At 38.5% G+C, this 15,716-nt stretch carries 16 protein-coding genes; 8 read left to right on the top strand and 8 right to left on the bottom strand.

Annotated elements, in window-relative coordinates; translation table 11 throughout:
• The first annotated feature begins 33 nt into the window (after positions 1-33).
• Genes FM071_RS06745 through FM071_RS06730 form a run of 4 tightly spaced genes read left to right on the top strand, consistent with a single transcriptional unit; the run spans position 34 to position 3,491 of the window.
• Positions 34-708, top strand: a complete 675-nt coding sequence (locus FM071_RS06745) for a nitrous oxide reductase accessory protein NosL (protein ID WP_193110064.1) — start codon at positions 34-36, stop codon at positions 706-708.
• Entirely contained in the window at positions 701-1,876 is a 1,176-nt protein-coding gene (locus FM071_RS06740; RefSeq protein WP_193110063.1) for an ABC transporter permease, read from the top strand. Before FM071_RS06745 ends, FM071_RS06740 begins: the two co-directional genes overlap by 8 nt.
• The gene (locus FM071_RS06735) at positions 1,873-2,529 is read left to right on the top strand and encodes an ABC transporter ATP-binding protein (RefSeq protein ID WP_193110061.1); all 657 of its coding nucleotides are present in this window, start codon (positions 1,873-1,875) and stop codon (positions 2,527-2,529) included. The genes FM071_RS06740 and FM071_RS06735 overlap by 4 nt, the downstream gene beginning before the upstream one ends.
• Positions 2,530-2,579: 50 nt before the next feature.
• Positions 2,580-3,491: a hypothetical protein gene (locus FM071_RS06730; protein WP_226960511.1), complete on the top strand. Its 912-nt coding sequence runs from the start codon at positions 2,580-2,582 to the stop codon at positions 3,489-3,491.
• Here FM071_RS06730 and FM071_RS06725 read toward each other — a convergent pair.
• From FM071_RS06725 to FM071_RS06710, 4 genes are read right to left on the bottom strand one after another with little or no spacing between them, the layout of a single operon-like run.
• Complete coding sequence (locus FM071_RS06725; RefSeq protein WP_193110057.1) at positions 3,484-3,765, bottom strand: J domain-containing protein; 282 nt, start codon at positions 3,763-3,765, stop codon at positions 3,484-3,486. The genes FM071_RS06730 and FM071_RS06725 overlap by 8 nt on opposite strands.
• A gap of 26 nt (positions 3,766-3,791) precedes the next feature.
• Positions 3,792-4,904, bottom strand: a complete 1,113-nt coding sequence (gene ftsZ, locus FM071_RS06720; protein ID WP_193110055.1) for a cell division protein FtsZ — start codon at positions 4,902-4,904, stop codon at positions 3,792-3,794.
• 11 nt (positions 4,905-4,915) lie between these two features.
• Positions 4,916-6,280: a cell division protein FtsA gene (ftsA, locus tag FM071_RS06715; RefSeq protein WP_193110053.1), complete on the bottom strand. Its 1,365-nt coding sequence runs from the start codon at positions 6,278-6,280 to the stop codon at positions 4,916-4,918.
• Position 6,281: 1 nt separating this feature from the next.
• On the bottom strand, positions 6,282-7,736 hold the full coding sequence (locus FM071_RS06710) for a peptidylprolyl isomerase (protein ID WP_226960510.1): 1,455 nt from the start codon (positions 7,734-7,736) through the stop codon (positions 6,282-6,284).
• A 107-nt stretch (positions 7,737-7,843) separates the two neighbouring features.
• Here FM071_RS06710 and FM071_RS06705 point away from each other — a divergent pair, with 107 nt between their 5' ends.
• Positions 7,844-9,139 (top strand): adenosylmethionine--8-amino-7-oxononanoate transaminase, encoded by a 1,296-nt coding sequence (locus FM071_RS06705; RefSeq protein WP_193110049.1) that lies wholly within the window; start codon positions 7,844-7,846, stop codon positions 9,137-9,139.
• Positions 9,140-9,148: 9 nt separating this feature from the next.
• Here the strand turns inward: FM071_RS06705 and FM071_RS06700 are convergent, their stop codons facing one another.
• Positions 9,149-9,739, bottom strand: a complete 591-nt coding sequence (locus FM071_RS06700) for a class II aldolase and adducin N-terminal domain-containing protein (RefSeq protein ID WP_193110047.1) — start codon at positions 9,737-9,739, stop codon at positions 9,149-9,151.
• Between the two features lies 1 nt (position 9,740).
• Complete coding sequence (gene dnaJ, locus FM071_RS06695) at positions 9,741-10,865, bottom strand: molecular chaperone DnaJ (protein WP_193110045.1); 1,125 nt, start codon at positions 10,863-10,865, stop codon at positions 9,741-9,743.
• 84 nt (positions 10,866-10,949) lie between these two features.
• Here dnaJ and mltA point away from each other — a divergent pair, with 84 nt between their 5' ends.
• From mltA to FM071_RS06680, 3 genes are read left to right on the top strand one after another with little or no spacing between them, the layout of a single operon-like run.
• On the top strand, positions 10,950-12,050 hold the full coding sequence (gene mltA, locus FM071_RS06690; protein WP_226960508.1) for a murein transglycosylase A: 1,101 nt from the start codon (positions 10,950-10,952) through the stop codon (positions 12,048-12,050).
• Entirely contained in the window at positions 12,043-12,612 is a 570-nt protein-coding gene (gene recR, locus FM071_RS06685; RefSeq protein ID WP_193110043.1) for a recombination mediator RecR, read from the top strand. Before mltA ends, recR begins: the two co-directional genes overlap by 8 nt.
• Entirely contained in the window at positions 12,609-13,514 is a 906-nt protein-coding gene (locus FM071_RS06680) for a phospholipase A (protein WP_193110041.1), read from the top strand. Before recR ends, FM071_RS06680 begins: the two co-directional genes overlap by 4 nt.
• Here the strand turns inward: FM071_RS06680 and FM071_RS06675 are convergent.
• The gene (locus FM071_RS06675) at positions 13,511-14,302 is read right to left on the bottom strand and encodes a shikimate dehydrogenase (RefSeq protein ID WP_193110039.1); all 792 of its coding nucleotides are present in this window, start codon (positions 14,300-14,302) and stop codon (positions 13,511-13,513) included. The genes FM071_RS06680 and FM071_RS06675 overlap by 4 nt on opposite strands.
• Complete coding sequence (locus FM071_RS06670; RefSeq protein WP_193110037.1) at positions 14,302-15,711, bottom strand: anthranilate synthase component I family protein; 1,410 nt, start codon at positions 15,709-15,711, stop codon at positions 14,302-14,304. The genes FM071_RS06675 and FM071_RS06670 overlap by 1 nt, the downstream gene beginning before the upstream one ends.
• Between the last annotated feature and the right edge of the window lie 5 nt (positions 15,712-15,716).

Raw genomic sequence — 15,716 nt, 5'->3', positions numbered from 1 at the left:
GTATCATAATTTTAAAAATAAGGTGCTCTTTTTATGTCTTTTTTTAAACTATTTTTCCTATTTGCTTTTTTTCTTCTAACAAATCTTTTTGCCTATCCAAACTACTCTTCTGCTATAAAAGAGAAGAAAATATATCCGATGGGTAAAAAGATTTTTGAAAAAAAATGCTCTACTGTTAATCTCACGCAATACAGCACCTATAATGAGCTATTTCACAGTATAGAGAAAAAGCAGGAGTGCTCTCAACTAAAACCGGCTTATCAAGAAGCGCTTGCTCTTTATCTCTGGGATGTTAAAAGAGAAAAAAAAGTTACAAAAAAATATCCTGTAATTCATGTATCTCATGATGAGAAGTGTCCAGTATGTGGGATGTTTTTATACAAATATCCAAAATGGGTAAGTATGATAGCGTATAAAGATGGCAAGAAACTCTATTTTGACGGTATGAAAGATTTGATGAAGTATTATTTTGAACACAATAAAAATATTAAAGAGATGCTCACGCAATCTTACTATACACAAGAGACCGTGAATGTTAAAGATGCTTATTTTGTCCTTGGTAGTGATGTGTATGGCCCTATGGGCAATGAACTTATTGCTTTTAAAGATAAAAAAAGAGCAGAGAATTTTCTGCTTGATCATCGCGGTAAAAAAATTGTCAAATTTGATGATATAACAGCAGATATGGTATATAAACTCGATGAGTAAGATAAACTTTTATCTATTAGAGTATGCCTATGCATATATTTTACGCTATAAGAGTAAAAATTTCTTTATAGTTACGGTATTTACACTTTTAGTAGCACTGCTCTCAAGCCTTTTTTTTACGACAAGTTCCATAGAGTATGAACTGCGTGAGCGTATAAAAAATCAGCCCGATATTCTTGTACAAAACTATCAGGCCGGAAAACCTGCTGCCATTGATGCCGGTCTGCTTGACAAACTTTTGGAAATTGATGGAATAAGTTCCGGAAGAACAAGAGTTGAGGGAACGTACTACTTTAGAGCCAAAGATAAAAACTTTTATATAGTGGGTGTGGATCCTTTTGAAACACAGAGTGATCCTTTCATCCAAAAACTACTTGAAAAACATGACATCAATGAATCTTCTATGTTGGTGAGCATAAATGTAAAAAAGGCAATGAAACAGGCCTATTATAAGGAATATTTTAACTTTGTGAAGCCTGATGGAGAACTCTTAAAAGTGTCTCTTGCAGATAGTTTTGATGTCTCTAAGCGTGTAGAACTGCAAAATTTGATACTCATGCAAAAAGAGACAGCTCAGAAGATTTTTGGTTATCATAAAAATCAGGTAACAGATATTGCTTTGAGCGTTGCTAATAAAAATGAACTCGATTTCATCGCTTCAAAGATTCGTCTGCTGTTGCCAAATGCAAAGGTAGTATCCAAAAATGATTTAAGCGTAAAGTATGAGAAACTCTTTGATTATGACAATGGTGTTTTCCTTTCACTCTTTATTATAGCTCTTTTTACATTCTTTGTTATCGTGTATGATAAAGCCAATGGTTTGAGTTCAGAAGAGAAACGGGAGATAGGGATTCTAAAAGCTTTAGGCTGGCGAGTGGAAGATGTATTGCATGCAAAATTCTATGAAGCATCACTACTTTCTCTTTTCTCTTTTATTTTAGGTGTTGCGTTGGCTTATATATATGTCTTTTTGTTAAAAGCACCATTGCTTGGATCAATATTTACCCATGAAAATCTTTTGGATATCAACTCCTTTACGCTGAATGTGCATATTGATATGTCATATATCTTGCTGATCTTTTTACTCTCTGTACCGGTATATATTGCCGCAACCTTGATACCGTCTTGGAGAGTAGCGACTTTAGACGCTGATGAGGTGATGCGATGATCCGACTGAAAAATATTACAAAGATATATGATGGCAATGTTCATGCACTTAACAATATCAATCTGACTTTTAAAGAGGGTGAGTTAGTCATTTTAAAAGGTATGAGCGGCAGTGGAAAGAGTACTATCCTCTCTTTGATCGCAGGTTTGTCAAAGCCGACTGAAGGAGAGGTGTTTGTTGACAGTAAAAAGATATCGAAACTGCCTGATCATTTTGCGGCAACTTATCGACGTGATAACATCGGTATAGTTTTTCAAAAGTACAATCTCATCCCGACACTCTCAGTTAAAGAGAATGTTCTGCTTCCACTCTTCCCTTTAAATCTTCCGCGTGAGCTTATGGATCAAAAAGCAGCTGCCGTGCTTGGTAAATTTCATATTGAACAAAAAATTGACATGATGGTTAAAAATCTTTCAGGCGGGGAGCAGCAGCGTGTTGCCATTGCCAGAGCAAATATAAATGATCCTAAAATTATTTTAGCCGATGAACCAACGGCAAACCTCGATGAGAAGCTCTCTTTGGAGTTTATAGAGATGCTGCGTGATCTTAAATCAAAAAAGAGAACCATTGTTGTGGCAACACATGATCCACTTTTTTTCGATCTTGATTTTGTAGATACAATCGTAAACATTGAACACGGAAATCTCCTGTAATGCTCTTAACACCGGAAATCATCACGCTATACATTATAAATGCTTTGTTTGTGATTTTTGCAACCATAGCATTTGTAAACGCCGTGAAAATAGTACGCAGTTATGATACTAATGCAACGACATCTTATCAGTATGAGCTTGAAAAGAAAAGCTATCTCTCGGCAACCATCATCAAATTTATTTTCTATGTCAAAGTACCTCTTTTTATCTTTTTTGTTTATACTCTCAATAATATAGCTACCTTGCTTCCAGGAGCTATGTGTGCAGCCGGTGTTGTCAGTGCGACAACTTACGGTACGCCGCTGCTTTTGTTAAAGATACTCAATTTGTATGTTTTCGCTTTTTGGATAGTGCTCAATGATGAAGATATGAAGTATGAAAATCAACCCTATCTTAAAAAGAAATTTTGGCTCTTTTGTGTAGCTTATTTTTTACTTTTAGCAGAGATCGTTATAGAGAGCATGATGTATGGTGCTTTGGATGTAAATAGTGTTGTTGATTGTTGCGGAGCTATTTTTTCAACGACATCAGCAACTTATATGGCAGAGGTTCTAGGTGCTTCTCATTCACTACTGCTCTCTTTTTTTTATGGAACTTTTGTGCTGCTTGTTCTATTTTACCTGCTAAAAAACAGATATTTTTATGCCATAACCAATGTTTTTTATCTCATTATGGCAATCATCACACTGATTGCTTTCTTTGGCACTTATATCTATGAATTACCGACACATCACTGTCCGTTTTGTCTTCTGCAGCGAGATTATAACTACATCGGCTATTTTCTTTATATCATCTTATTTGTAGGAACATTTTTTGGTATAGCTCTTGGGTTGATAGAGTTTAAAAAAGAGGAGCAGTTAAAACGTTTTCGTCTTTCTCTTTTTTACAATACGCTCTATATGCTCATTGTGACATACTATCCACTCAGCTACTATCTCAAAAATGGTGTTTGGCTTAAATAGTATCTTTTTTATTGCCGAATTTGTTTTGCATCCACTCAGAAGGGGATTGGTACTTCTCTCGTATACTCTCTTCGTCAAATGGGTATTCATAGTTATTGCAGTATTCTAAAATAGTCTTATAGGCATCATTTATCTTCATACTCATTTTAGTTGCTTTGTCGACATCATTCGGATGTTTGTCGGGATGCCATTTTTTCATAAGGTCTTTATAACGATTTTTGATTTCTTTAATGGAGGACTTTTCACGAAGACCAAGGAGTGATTTGGCCTTCATGATTTTTTCAAAGGAAGTGGACAAGGTTAGTCTTGCTGTTGTCGCATATATGCTGGAATATCTAGGTAGTCACTGTCTAAATCACCACCGACAACAAGACGAGGGCGGACTTTTACCTGCGGTGCTACAGGCTCTTCAGGTACAAAGTCATCATTGTTGGCAAGGTCTTTTTCAAAACCGGTTGCTACGATCGTGATTTTTACATAGTTCTCATTGAGTGAGGCATCTGTCGACGTTCCCCAGATAACTTCTGCATCATCATGTGCACTTTCATGAACGACTTCCATCGCTTCTGCAAGTTCCATCATAGGAAAGTCAGGATGCATACTGAAGTGAACAAGTACACCCATCGCGCCGTTAATGGACATATTGTCAAGAAGTGGAGACTCAATAGCCGCTTTAATAGCTTCATAGGCAGCATTTTCGCCTTCATGCTCACCAACACCCATAAGTGCCATACCTTTATGGCTCATAACAGTTTGCAAGTCGGCAAAGTCAAGGTTAATGTCATTTTCACCGCTTGAGAGAATGACACCTGAAGTTCCGCTGACTGCCTGTGCAAGAACAGAATCAACGATCTTAAAGCTCTCTTTGAGTCCCAGTTTTCTGTCAATGATAGAAAGGAGTTTGTCATTTGGAATTACGACGATGGAATCACTCTCTTTTTTCAACTCTTCAAGACCTGTTTCAGCAAGTTTAAGACGTTTACGTCCTTCGAACATGAAAGGTTTTGTGACAATGGAAATAGTAAGTGCTCCGACTTCTTTTGCTATTTGCGCAACAACAGGAGCCGCACCGGTACCTGTTCCTCCACCAAGGCCGGCAGAGATAAATACGATATCGGCACCTTCTAATGCAGAACGAATATCATCATAGTTCTCTAATGCAGAATCTTTACCGATGTTTGGCTTCATTCCTGCACCAAGTCCCTTTGTGAGTTTCGCACCGATCTGGATCTTTGTGGCAGCATTCGTTTCACTGAGTACCTGTGCATCAGTATTGACAAGCATCATCTCAATACCGCTGACACCTTCGTTTATCATGTGCCCGATCATATTACCGCCGCCGCCGCCGACGCCTACTGCTATGATTCGTGCACCATTAGGGTTTACTGTCTCTTCAATTACAAACGGTTCCATATTTCACTCCTTTAAAATAACTGGGTTGCCCAATTCCAAAATTTGCTGAGGCTTCCTGCTTCATCACTCTTTTTAGCCTGTGCTGCTTCGAGATTGATCATCTTCGATTCTTGCTCTTCTGTTTTTTGTGCAAGTGGTGCAGTAAGGTTTTCACTTGTATCTGAAAGGTCGACATGTGTGCTTTGTGTCGGTTTTTCATTTGTATGGCGTACTCTTTTGTTTACATCGATTTCATACGGCGTATAAGGAACAGCTGCATACATTATTAAGCCAATGGCACTTGAATATTCAGGTTCTCTGAGTGTGTCAAAAAGTCCATTCATCTCACGTGGTTTTGCCAAACGCACAGGCATAGAACCAAAAGTGGCAATTGCCAGATCTCTAATGCCTTCCATCTTTGAAAAACCACCCGTAAGAACAACGCCAGCACCGATTTGATCTTTTAAACCGCTTTTTTCTATGAATTGTGCAAGAATCATTAGTGTTTCCTCAACACGAGCGAAGATGACATTGTGGACCACTTCTAGTGAAACTTCATGTGTTGTATCTTCATCGCCGATTACAGGAAGTTCTATAAGGTCATTACTTGGAGTAAGTAAAGAGCCGTATGTCAGTTTGACTTTATCGGCAACATTAAGCGGTGTATGAAGCGCCATAGAGAGATCGCTTGTCACATGATTCGAACCGACACCAAGGTATTCATTATATCGGATAGAGTTTCCTGAATAGATAGCAATATTGCTCGTATTACCACCCATATCAATGACAGCAGCACCAAGTTCTCTTTCATCTTCGTTGAGTGTTGCGATGGCAGAAGCATAAGAGTTGAGTACAATATTTTCAACATCGACTCCTGCACCTTTGACCGCTTTTTTAAGATTGTTGAGATTTGATTTTTGTGTTGTTATGATGTGTGTTTCAACTTCAAGACGTGAGGCATTCATTCCTAGCGGATCTTCGATGTAGTCCTGGTCGTCTACTTTGAAGTTAAATGGAAGGGCATGCAGTACTTCATACTCATTTGGAATATTTGCATTATATAAAGAGGTGTGCATGACACGTTTGATCTCTTCAAAAGATATCTCTTTTGATTGAATGTTCACAATACCATTTGAGTTTAGACTTTTTGTGTAAGCTCCTGAGATGGAGACAATTGCACTCGTGATCGTTGAACCTGAAACTCGTTTGGCATCTTCAACAGCTATTTTAATGCTTCGTGCAGCGAGTTCTATGTTTGTAATGCTTCCTTTTTTGAGACCCTGTGCTTTTGTCGTGCCGGCTCCCGTGATAGAGATACTGTTATCATCAGCTATCTCAGCGGTAACAGCACAAATTTTTGTTGAGCCAATGTCGATGGCTAAAACAGTTCTACTCAATTTAGAGTCCTTGGATAAATATCTCAGTTTGGTACTTGTTTTGAAGTGTTTTCATTAAACCTTCACTAAACAATGTACTTTTTAATCGGGTGATAACATCACTTCCGTTACTATTCTTGTTATTAAGCAGTTTTTGTTCCAAAATGTTGAACAAAACAATTTTTCCGTCTTTCAATGTTATAAAAGCTTTCTTTTTATCAGTAGTAAAAAGTTTCTGTAAAAACTCACCTGCTTCATTCTTAGTAAGACCATTGATTTTGTCCACTGAACTAACAGTAATAAAATCGGTAGTTTGCCCAATAAATGTATCTACAGAGCTGTTTGCTAACGCAAAAAGCTTCTCTTTTCTCTTTTGTGCAAGATAGAGTGGTAAAACTTCTGCTTTTGCCGCTTCATATGACTTCGGCATTGCAGGGTTTGTTTTAACTAACTCAATTATATAGTAAGTATCGTTCACAAGAACAGGTTTTGCATAAGGCTTTGTTGCAGAAAGCGTTGTTACTGTTTTGAGAACTTGGTCGCCAAGCGGATTATTGCTGTTTGAAATTGTAAGTGTCTCTTTTTTTACGCTTGGATCAAGCTTGCCTTTTTTAAATGCAATGTATGTTCGCAGTGCTGCATCTTTACTCGCTTTTGCATTGAGTTCTTTGATGACGGCATCTTTTGCATTTTCAAGTGGAAGAATTTTCCCCTCTTTGTCTCGAAAGTGTGTTTTGTTCTCTTGGTAGTGTTTTGTTATAGCGGCTTTATCATACTCTTTGGATACCGGAGATTGTTTTACGAAGTTTATTTCATAACTTACATCAGTCATAAAGTTGTTCTTCTGACCTTCCCAAAAGTTTTTGAGTTCTTTATCTGTAGGTGTTATGTGAATCATATCTTCTGAAAGTATTTTATAGTTGATCTTATCGGCAATGTTGAGCAGGGTAGTAACGATCTTTTCTTCATTTGGTGAAGCTTTTACAGGAAGCAGTCCAACGGCCTTTTGGATGAGAAGCTCTCTACGCAGTCCTTTTTCATACTCTTTTGGAGTCATTCTGTTTTGTGAAAGTACCTGTTTGTATGTCTCTTTATCGAATGCACCGTTTTTGTAAAAGACTTTTTGCGACTTGATAACTCTGAAAAGTTCAATATCACTGACCATCAAGTCATATGATTTTGCCAGATTTACAAGAAGTGCCTGTTGAACAAGCTGTTGGAGCGCCTGTTTCTGCAGACCAAACTGTTTGGCTTTCTCTTCGTCGAAATTTCCTTGAAGCATTTGGTTATACTGTTGATACAAACGAGAGTATGCTTTTTGCAACTCGCTCATACTGATCTCAACGTCACCGACTTTTGCAACAGAACTTGCTTTGTCGCCATATTTGTACTGACCCCAGCCGACAAAACCGGCTCCAATAAAAGCGATAGTTGAAATCCAGATAGTTATTATAAGCCACTTCTTGTGTCTTTGCATCCATGTAATCATAATATTAAAAAACCTTCATCTTCAAATTTACGTAATTCTATGTAAATTCGCCTTTAAACTTGATAAAGAGAGGAGATAAAAGATATAATTTGCTTATGAAAAATGAAGAATTGAAAAACAGAGATTTAGATGTACTTTGGCACCCTTGTACACAGATGAAAGATCATGAAAGACTGCCGCTTATACCGATAAAAAAAGCCCATGGCATCTATCTTGAGGATTTTGAAGGCAATCGTTACATAGATGCAATAAGCTCATGGTGGGTTAACATGTTCGGGCATACTAACAGTTATATCAACGAGAAAGTGAAAGAACAGCTTGACACATTAGAACATGTTATACTTGCAGGTTTTACACATGAGCAGGTTATATGCCTTTCTGAACGCCTTGTAAAACTAACACCTGATGGTCTGCAGAAGTGTTTTTATTCTGATAACGGCTCTTCGGCTGTAGAAGTGGCACTCAAGATGAGTTATCATGCTCATCTCAACAGTGGCGAGAAAAAACCGCTTTTTGTCTCACTCACAAACTCTTATCACGGTGAGACAATAGGAGCGCTGAGTGTTGGTGATGTAGAACTCTATAAAGATACCTACGAGCCGCTTTTAATGCAGACCATACAAACGCCTGTACCAAAAGATATGAGTAAAGAGAGTGCTGCAGACGCAGCAAAAGAGTTTGAGATCTTATGTCAAAACAGAGCTGATGAGATCAGTGCCATCATCGTTGAGCCTTTGATTCAAGGGGCAGGGTATATGCATATGTATCATCCCCATTTTTTGGTGCTCTTGCGTGAGATATGCAGTCAATACAATATCCATCTTATCGCTGATGAAGTGATGGTCGGTTTTGGGCGTACAGGTGAGCTTTTTGCCTGTGAAAAAGCAGGCATTTCTCCTGATTTTTTAGTGCTTTCTAAAGGTTTGACAGGGGGTTATCTTCCACTTTCAGTTGTCCTTACATCCGATGATATCTATGCAAAGTTTTACTGTGATTACAATGAACATAAAGCCTTTTTGCATTCGCACTCCTATACGGGTAATGCGCTCGCCTGTGCCGCGGCAAATGCCACTTTGGATATTTTTGAAAATGATGACATCATTGAAAAAAACAGGCAAAAGGCTGCATTTATGACGCAGCAGCTCAAAAAGTTTGAAAGTCTTGAAAATGTTGCCCAAGTCAGACAAACGGGAATGGTCTGTGCGGTTGAGCTACAAGGCTATAAGGCTGAGGAGCGTATTGGACTGAAAGTTTATGAATATGGGTTAAAACATGGCGTTTTATTGCGTCCGCTTGGACATATCGTTTATTTTATGCCGCCGTATATTATTACAGAAGATGAGATAAAAACAATGATGGATGTGGCTTACTCTGCGATAAAAGAGCTTTAAAAACTGATTTTAATCATCAAAGACGGAAGATGTCCCTTTCTCCAGCATCAGCAAACGACAGCTTTTTTCTAAAATGGCCAGCTGCTTTGCCATTTCATGCATGTCTCTGCTATAGGTATAGACACCGTAACCGCGGATGACCATGATATTTGTTTTTTTACTTTGAAAGTAGTAGGCTATTTCACTTTGAGCTCGTTCATACCAGTCTTCAAACTGCTTTGGATCAAAGATCTCTATAAAACCGATTTCTCGATGACCGAAATAATCTTTCGGTGTGATAATATTATGCTCAAGTGAGTAAGCGGTGGTAAACTGCGGCATAGTAAAACAGATAAACTTCGCTTCTGAAATTTGTGAATAGATACTTTGATGAATGCTGGCATCGATACTTGCCTGATTCCAACGATAGTCTTTCTTAAAATAGAGCTCTATAAGGGCATCATTGTCAATGGCATCAAAAACGGCCTCTTTTGTATTGATAAGAAAACGGCTGGTCTCTGTCTTTGCAGAGAGCGAGCCGTGATATATTCCGAAAAAATCTTTTCTGAACATGGACAGAGCCAGTGTTGAGAGCTGATCTTTCAGATGCTGTTTGTTCATGCTATTTGAACCAGCTTTTCATTTTGTCAATGACAGAATCAAGAACACCTTCATGCGGTTTTGACTCAACACCGAAAGATTCCTGCAGTTTATTTAAAAGTTCCAACTGCTCATCGCTTAGTTTCTTAGGATACTGAATGTCAACAATGGCGATAAGATCTCCTTTACCGTGTCCATGGACATCCTCGATACCTTCACCTCTAAAAGTGTAGCGCTGTTTGTCTTTCGTGCCTATTTGAAGTTTCAGCTCCAACTCTCCTGTAAGTGAAGGAATTGTCAGTATATCGCCTTTGACAGCCTGTGTGAAAAAGACAGGTATTTCAATATATACATCATTGTCATTTCTGATGAAGTGCTTGTCAGGCCTGACATCAAAAGTGATATAAAGATCACCTCTGCGGCCATTTTTACCAATATTTCCTTTGCCTGAAACACGTAGACGGTTTCCGCTGTCGATTCCTTGTGGAACAGTGACAGTGATTGTCTCTTTTACCTCTTCATAACCGGCACCGTGACATTGTTTACATTTTTCTGTTGCTGAAGAACCTGTACCGTGACATACAGGACATGTCTGTGAAAAGGTCATGAAGCCCTGTTTCATATAAACCTGTCCTTGCCCTTTACATTGCTGGCAGGTAGAGAGTTTACCGTCTTTTGCCCCTGTTCCTTTACATGCTTCACAGGATTTTTTGTATCTGTACTCTATCTCTTTTTCACATCCAAAGACCGCTTCTTGAAAGCTTATAGTCATGTCTATATTCATATCGAGAGGGTATTTTTCCATATCCGCAGGGTTCTGACGTCTTCTTCCTCCTCCGCCAAAACCGCTGAACATCTCCTCAAATATAGCACCAAGGTCATCAAAGCCGGCAGAAGAGTGTCCGCCTCCGCCTCCCATTCCTTGAAGTCCTTCTTTTCCGTAACGGTCATAGATGCTTCGCTGTTGGTCATCGCTGAGACATTGATATGCCTCATTGATGAGTTTAAACATATGCTCAGCCTCTTTATCACCTGCATTTTTATCTGGGTGATATTTCTTTGCCATTTTTCTGTAAGCTTTTTTGATCGTCGCCTTATCTGCGTCTTGTGATACTTCTAAAATCTCATAATAGCTTAATTCTTCCATTAATGATTATCCTGTAGTCAAATTTTTTTTGAAATTATACCTTATTTTATTTGATTTTTTGTCTGCTAAGGTATAATCCTTCCTATGAAAACAGCAATATTTCTTTTATGCATTTCTCTACTTTTTTTATCCTGTTCCAAAAAACCGGCTGTGATATTTAAAGAGTTTCCTCATACAAGACTGAAGCCGGTTGCTATAGAAACATTGCCGGAATTTAATGCAGAAAACTTCGATGCGGTTTTGCAGAGTTTTCAAAAGAACTGTCAGACAAAAAAAGCGTTTGAAATTTATGAAAACTTATGTAATGAAGCTAAGTATGTAAGTGATGTAGAAACATTTATCCGAGAGAATTTTCAAGCTTACCAAATAGTAAATGACAAAGAAGATGATACCGGGCTTTTAACAGGTTACTATGAAGCAGAGATTCATGCATCATATCAAAAATCAGATCGATATAAGTACCCTGTCTATGCAACGCCAAAAGATTTGGTTGTGGTCGATCTCTCTCAAATTTATCCGGAATTGAAACATTACAGACTAAGAGGAAGACTGGATGGAAACAGGGTTATCCCATACTTGACAAGAGGCGAAGCCAAAACAAATGAACTCAATGCTTCGGTCTTGTGTTATTGTGATTCTGAGATAGATAAATTCTTTTTGGAAGTTCAGGGTTCGGGTATAGCAAAACTTGATGACAATAGCTCCTTTTATTTAGGTTATGACAATCAAAATGGTTATAAATACCGTTCCATAGGAAAATATCTCGTCAAGAAAAATGAGCTCTCTTTAGAAGAGGTTTCACTGCAAAGTATCAGAGAGTGGCTGCGTGAGCACCCTGACCGTATAGATGAAGTGCTTAACTATAATAATTCAATGGTCTTTTTTTCAAAAAGAGAACATGGGGCAACAGGGGCTTTGGGTGTAGAATTGACACCTATGCGTTCAATTGCTGTAGATAAACGTTACATTTCACTTGGAAGTATGTTATACTTGCACGCAGATTTAAATAACACAAAAATAAACAAAATTGTATTTGCTCAAGATACGGGCGGTGCCATCAAAGGAACTGTGAGAGCGGATCTTTTTGTCGGCAGCGGAGAGGAAGCTTTAGCGCTTGCCGGGCATCTTAAAGCACCACTGAAGTTATGGCTGTTGTTACCAAAAGAGAAAGAGAAGAATGAATAACGCATTGGAAAAATTCAACAGACTGGTTGATGCACTGCAGGAGCTGCCGACTATCGGTAAGAAGTCTGCAACGCGTCTGGCCTATTTCATGATAATGAACGATACCTATGCGGGGCTGAAAATATCACATGCCATAGAAGATGCCATAGGCAGTCTGAAAAAGTGCCGTATCTGCGGCGGCATGAGTGAAGATGAACTGTGTCATATCTGTGCAGATGAGACAAGGGATGCTACGCTTTTATGTATTGTCGAGAATGCCAAAGATATTTTGCTGTTAGAAGAGAATGCTCTTTTTGACGGCAGGTATTTTGTGCTTGATTCTTTAGAAGAGTTCTCCGTATCTCATTTAGAAGATATTGTTAAAAATGGCATCAGTGAAGTGCTTTTTGCCTTGACACCTTCTATTGCTAACGATGCGGTTATTCTTTACATAGAAGATAAACTGAGTCAATACAGTGTTAACTTTTCAAAAATAGCACAGGGTGTGCCGACAGGAGTGAGTTTGGAAAATATTGATCTGCTCTCTTTAACGAGAGCATTGGAAGACAGGGTGAGAGTATGATTAGATTTTATTTACTACTGCTTTTAAGTGCATCTCTCTTTGCAGAGACAGCTGCTGTATGTGAAGTTAAAAAAGTAGATGAGACGAAGAGTCAGATCAATATTGAAAATGTTCAAAATGACAGATCGAAAGAGAATATGCAGCATTGGCTTGATGGTGACTTTGGTCTTAAACCATACCGTTCCAATTATATTCTGCCTTTTGGCATTGCTAACAGCAGATATATTTCTCATAAACCTACTGTTACTTATGACAATAAAGAAGCGGAACTGCAGGTGAGTTTAAAGCTTAAAATTGCTGATGATCTTTTTGGATTGCATGAAAAGTATTATGTTTCCTATACACATAGAGCTTTTTGGCAGATATATATTAACTCGTCACCGTTTAGAGAAAGTATTTATAACCCGGAAGGCTTTGTTGTTTTTCCAATAAGCGACAAAACTTCTGGTTTAAATATGCGTTCGTTAAAATTTGCAATTGCTCATCAATCCAATGGACAGCCCAATACAACAAATATTCCTTTCTTCAATGGTTATAATCTCTCTAAGAGCATTAATTATCTTTACACTACATTAACCCTGCAACACGGTACTCTTCTAACAGATTTGACACTTATGACACCTTATTTGGGATCTGAAGATTTGACTGATAATCCAGATATTATGAAATATTTGGGTTATACCAAAGCGAAATTTACCTATTTTTACAATGAGCATATGTTTACTTTTATGGTTCGTGGTAATATAAGCAGTTTAAAAGGCGCAGTGGAAGCAACATATTCATATCCTCTGCCGCATGATACCTATTTGTATGTAAAATTCTTTAATGGTTATGTTGAATCTTTAGTGGATTACAACAGAGAGGTAACGAAATTTTCCATCGGTTTTAGCTTTTCACGTTAAAGTGCAAAGCTTTTTTTCATAAACTTTTCAATCTCGTTTTTTGAGAGTTTGTTTTGAACAAAGAGTTCATTTGCCAAAACTCCTTGCCCTAAGAGCATATCTGCACCATCTTTATAGGTAATGCCATATTGCTTTGCCAGCTGTAAAAAAGGCGTTAGTTTGCCATATATGGCATCAGCAGCATATCGTGTTGCGTGAAGTAGATCTTGGATGATCTCTACGGGGGCAGGAAGCTCCTCATCTTTGAGACCGGCACTTGTCGTGTTAACTACCAAATCATAATTTTCAAGCTGAACATCATTCCAAGTGTAGGTCTTACAGCCTCTTTCTTTGAAAAAGGCAAGTCGACCCTCACTTCGATTGAGAACAGAGACTTCCATTTGCTCTTGTAAAAATTTTTGGCTGAGCGCTTTCGCTGTTCCACCTGCACCGAGAATCAGTACTTTTTTAATCGTTTGAAACTCACTGATGGCATATAAAAAACCGTCAGCATCTGTATTGTATCCGATAAGTCTGCCATTTTCTTCGATGATGGTATTGACAACGCCGACATCGTTTGCAAATCCGCGTATCTCATCACACGCCGCATAGGCTGCTTCTTTATGGGGCACTGTAATATTGGCACCGCTGAGTTTGAGTTTGAAAAATGTTTCACGTAACTGGGTACCATCTTTGAGATGAACACGTGTATAGCAGGCTGGATAATGACAATGTTTAAAGACAGAATTGTGCATAAGTGGACTGCGAGAATGTGCTACCGGGTCTCCAAAAATAGCAAAGAGCTGCATTATTTTCTGTCTAGATCTTCAAGTGAGTGAATAAGTGCACCAAGCTTGTTTTTCACTTCAAGGTATTCAAGCTCTTTGATGCTGTCTGCAACAACACCGGCACCGGCTTGAAGCACAACCTTGTCTTTTGTAACAAGTGCTGTACGTATGGTGATGGCAGAGTCCATATTACCATCAAATCCAAAGTAACCAATGGAACCACTGTAAAAACCACGTTTGAGACCTTCATACTCGGCAATGAGCTCCATGGCACGAATTTTTGGTGCACCTGTCATCGTTCCTGCTGTAAACGTCGCCATGAAAAGGTCAAACATATCTTTGTCCTCACGCAGCTCGGCTACGACATCAGAGACTATATGCATCACGTGAGAAAAACGTTCTATATGCATCATCTCTTCCACTTTTACAGTACCTGTCTTTGCCACACGCCCGACATCATTACGTCCAAGGTCTATGAGCATAAGATGTTCTGCAAGTTCTTTTGGATCATTGAGCAGTTCGATCTCAAGTTCTTTATCACGCTCTTTTGTACTGCCGCGTTTTCGTGTTCCTGCAATCGGACGAAGGAGTATCTCTCCATCGGTAAGACGTACCATGACTTCAGGGGATGAACCGACAATGCTAAAATCTTCATACTCCATTAAAAACATATAGGGAGAGGGGTTTTTTGCACGTAAGATTCTATAAAAAGAGAAAGCATCGACTTGGATATGACGTGTAAAACGGTTTGTCATTAGGATCTGAAAGACATCGCCGCTTTTTATCATCTCTTTTGACTTGTCGATCATCTCAAAAAATTTCTCTTTGGAGTGTGCGTAGCTTCCGGCATCATTACCAACATTATAAACTCTATGTTTGTAGGTATATGTCCCTTTAAGATCTGCTTCTATAGTCTCAAATTTATCAGCATACTCCTGAAGCGTAGAGACAAGGGTGATCTTATGATTTTTATGAGAATAGACTAGTACGAGTTTAGGGAGGATAAGGTCCAAATCCGGTGTGTGCAGCTCATCAACAAGATGATCCATGCTCTCTCCAAGTTTTGGCTCGAAAACTTTGACCATATCGTAACCAATATAACCGATAAAACCGTCAACATAACCGACACCAAGATCTTTTGTCGCTTCTTTATAGATGGTTGTATCTACTTTTTTATAGTACTCTTTTAAAAAAGTAAAAGGGTTTTCAGCTTTTGTATGCTTGTTCCCATTACTATCCGTATAGACGGTTTCATTGTTGATGTATTGCAAGCGTTCTCTTGCACCGATGCAGATAAATGAGTAGTTTCCTTCACTTCCTCCTGCGCTCTCAAAAAGATAAGATATCTCTTTTGAAAACATCTCCCTTATTTTTGAGTACACAGCAATAGGTGCAAGCTGGTCGAGTGTAAATTGTTTTGAGTGTATCATATTCT

It is taken from the genome of Sulfurimonas paralvinellae (genome assembly GCF_014905135.1).
GTDB lineage: Bacteria > Campylobacterota > Campylobacteria > Campylobacterales > Sulfurimonadaceae > Sulfurimonas > Sulfurimonas paralvinellae.
The sequence above is the reverse complement of the archived record's forward strand: the minus strand, read 5'-3'. Positions and strand labels throughout refer to the sequence as shown.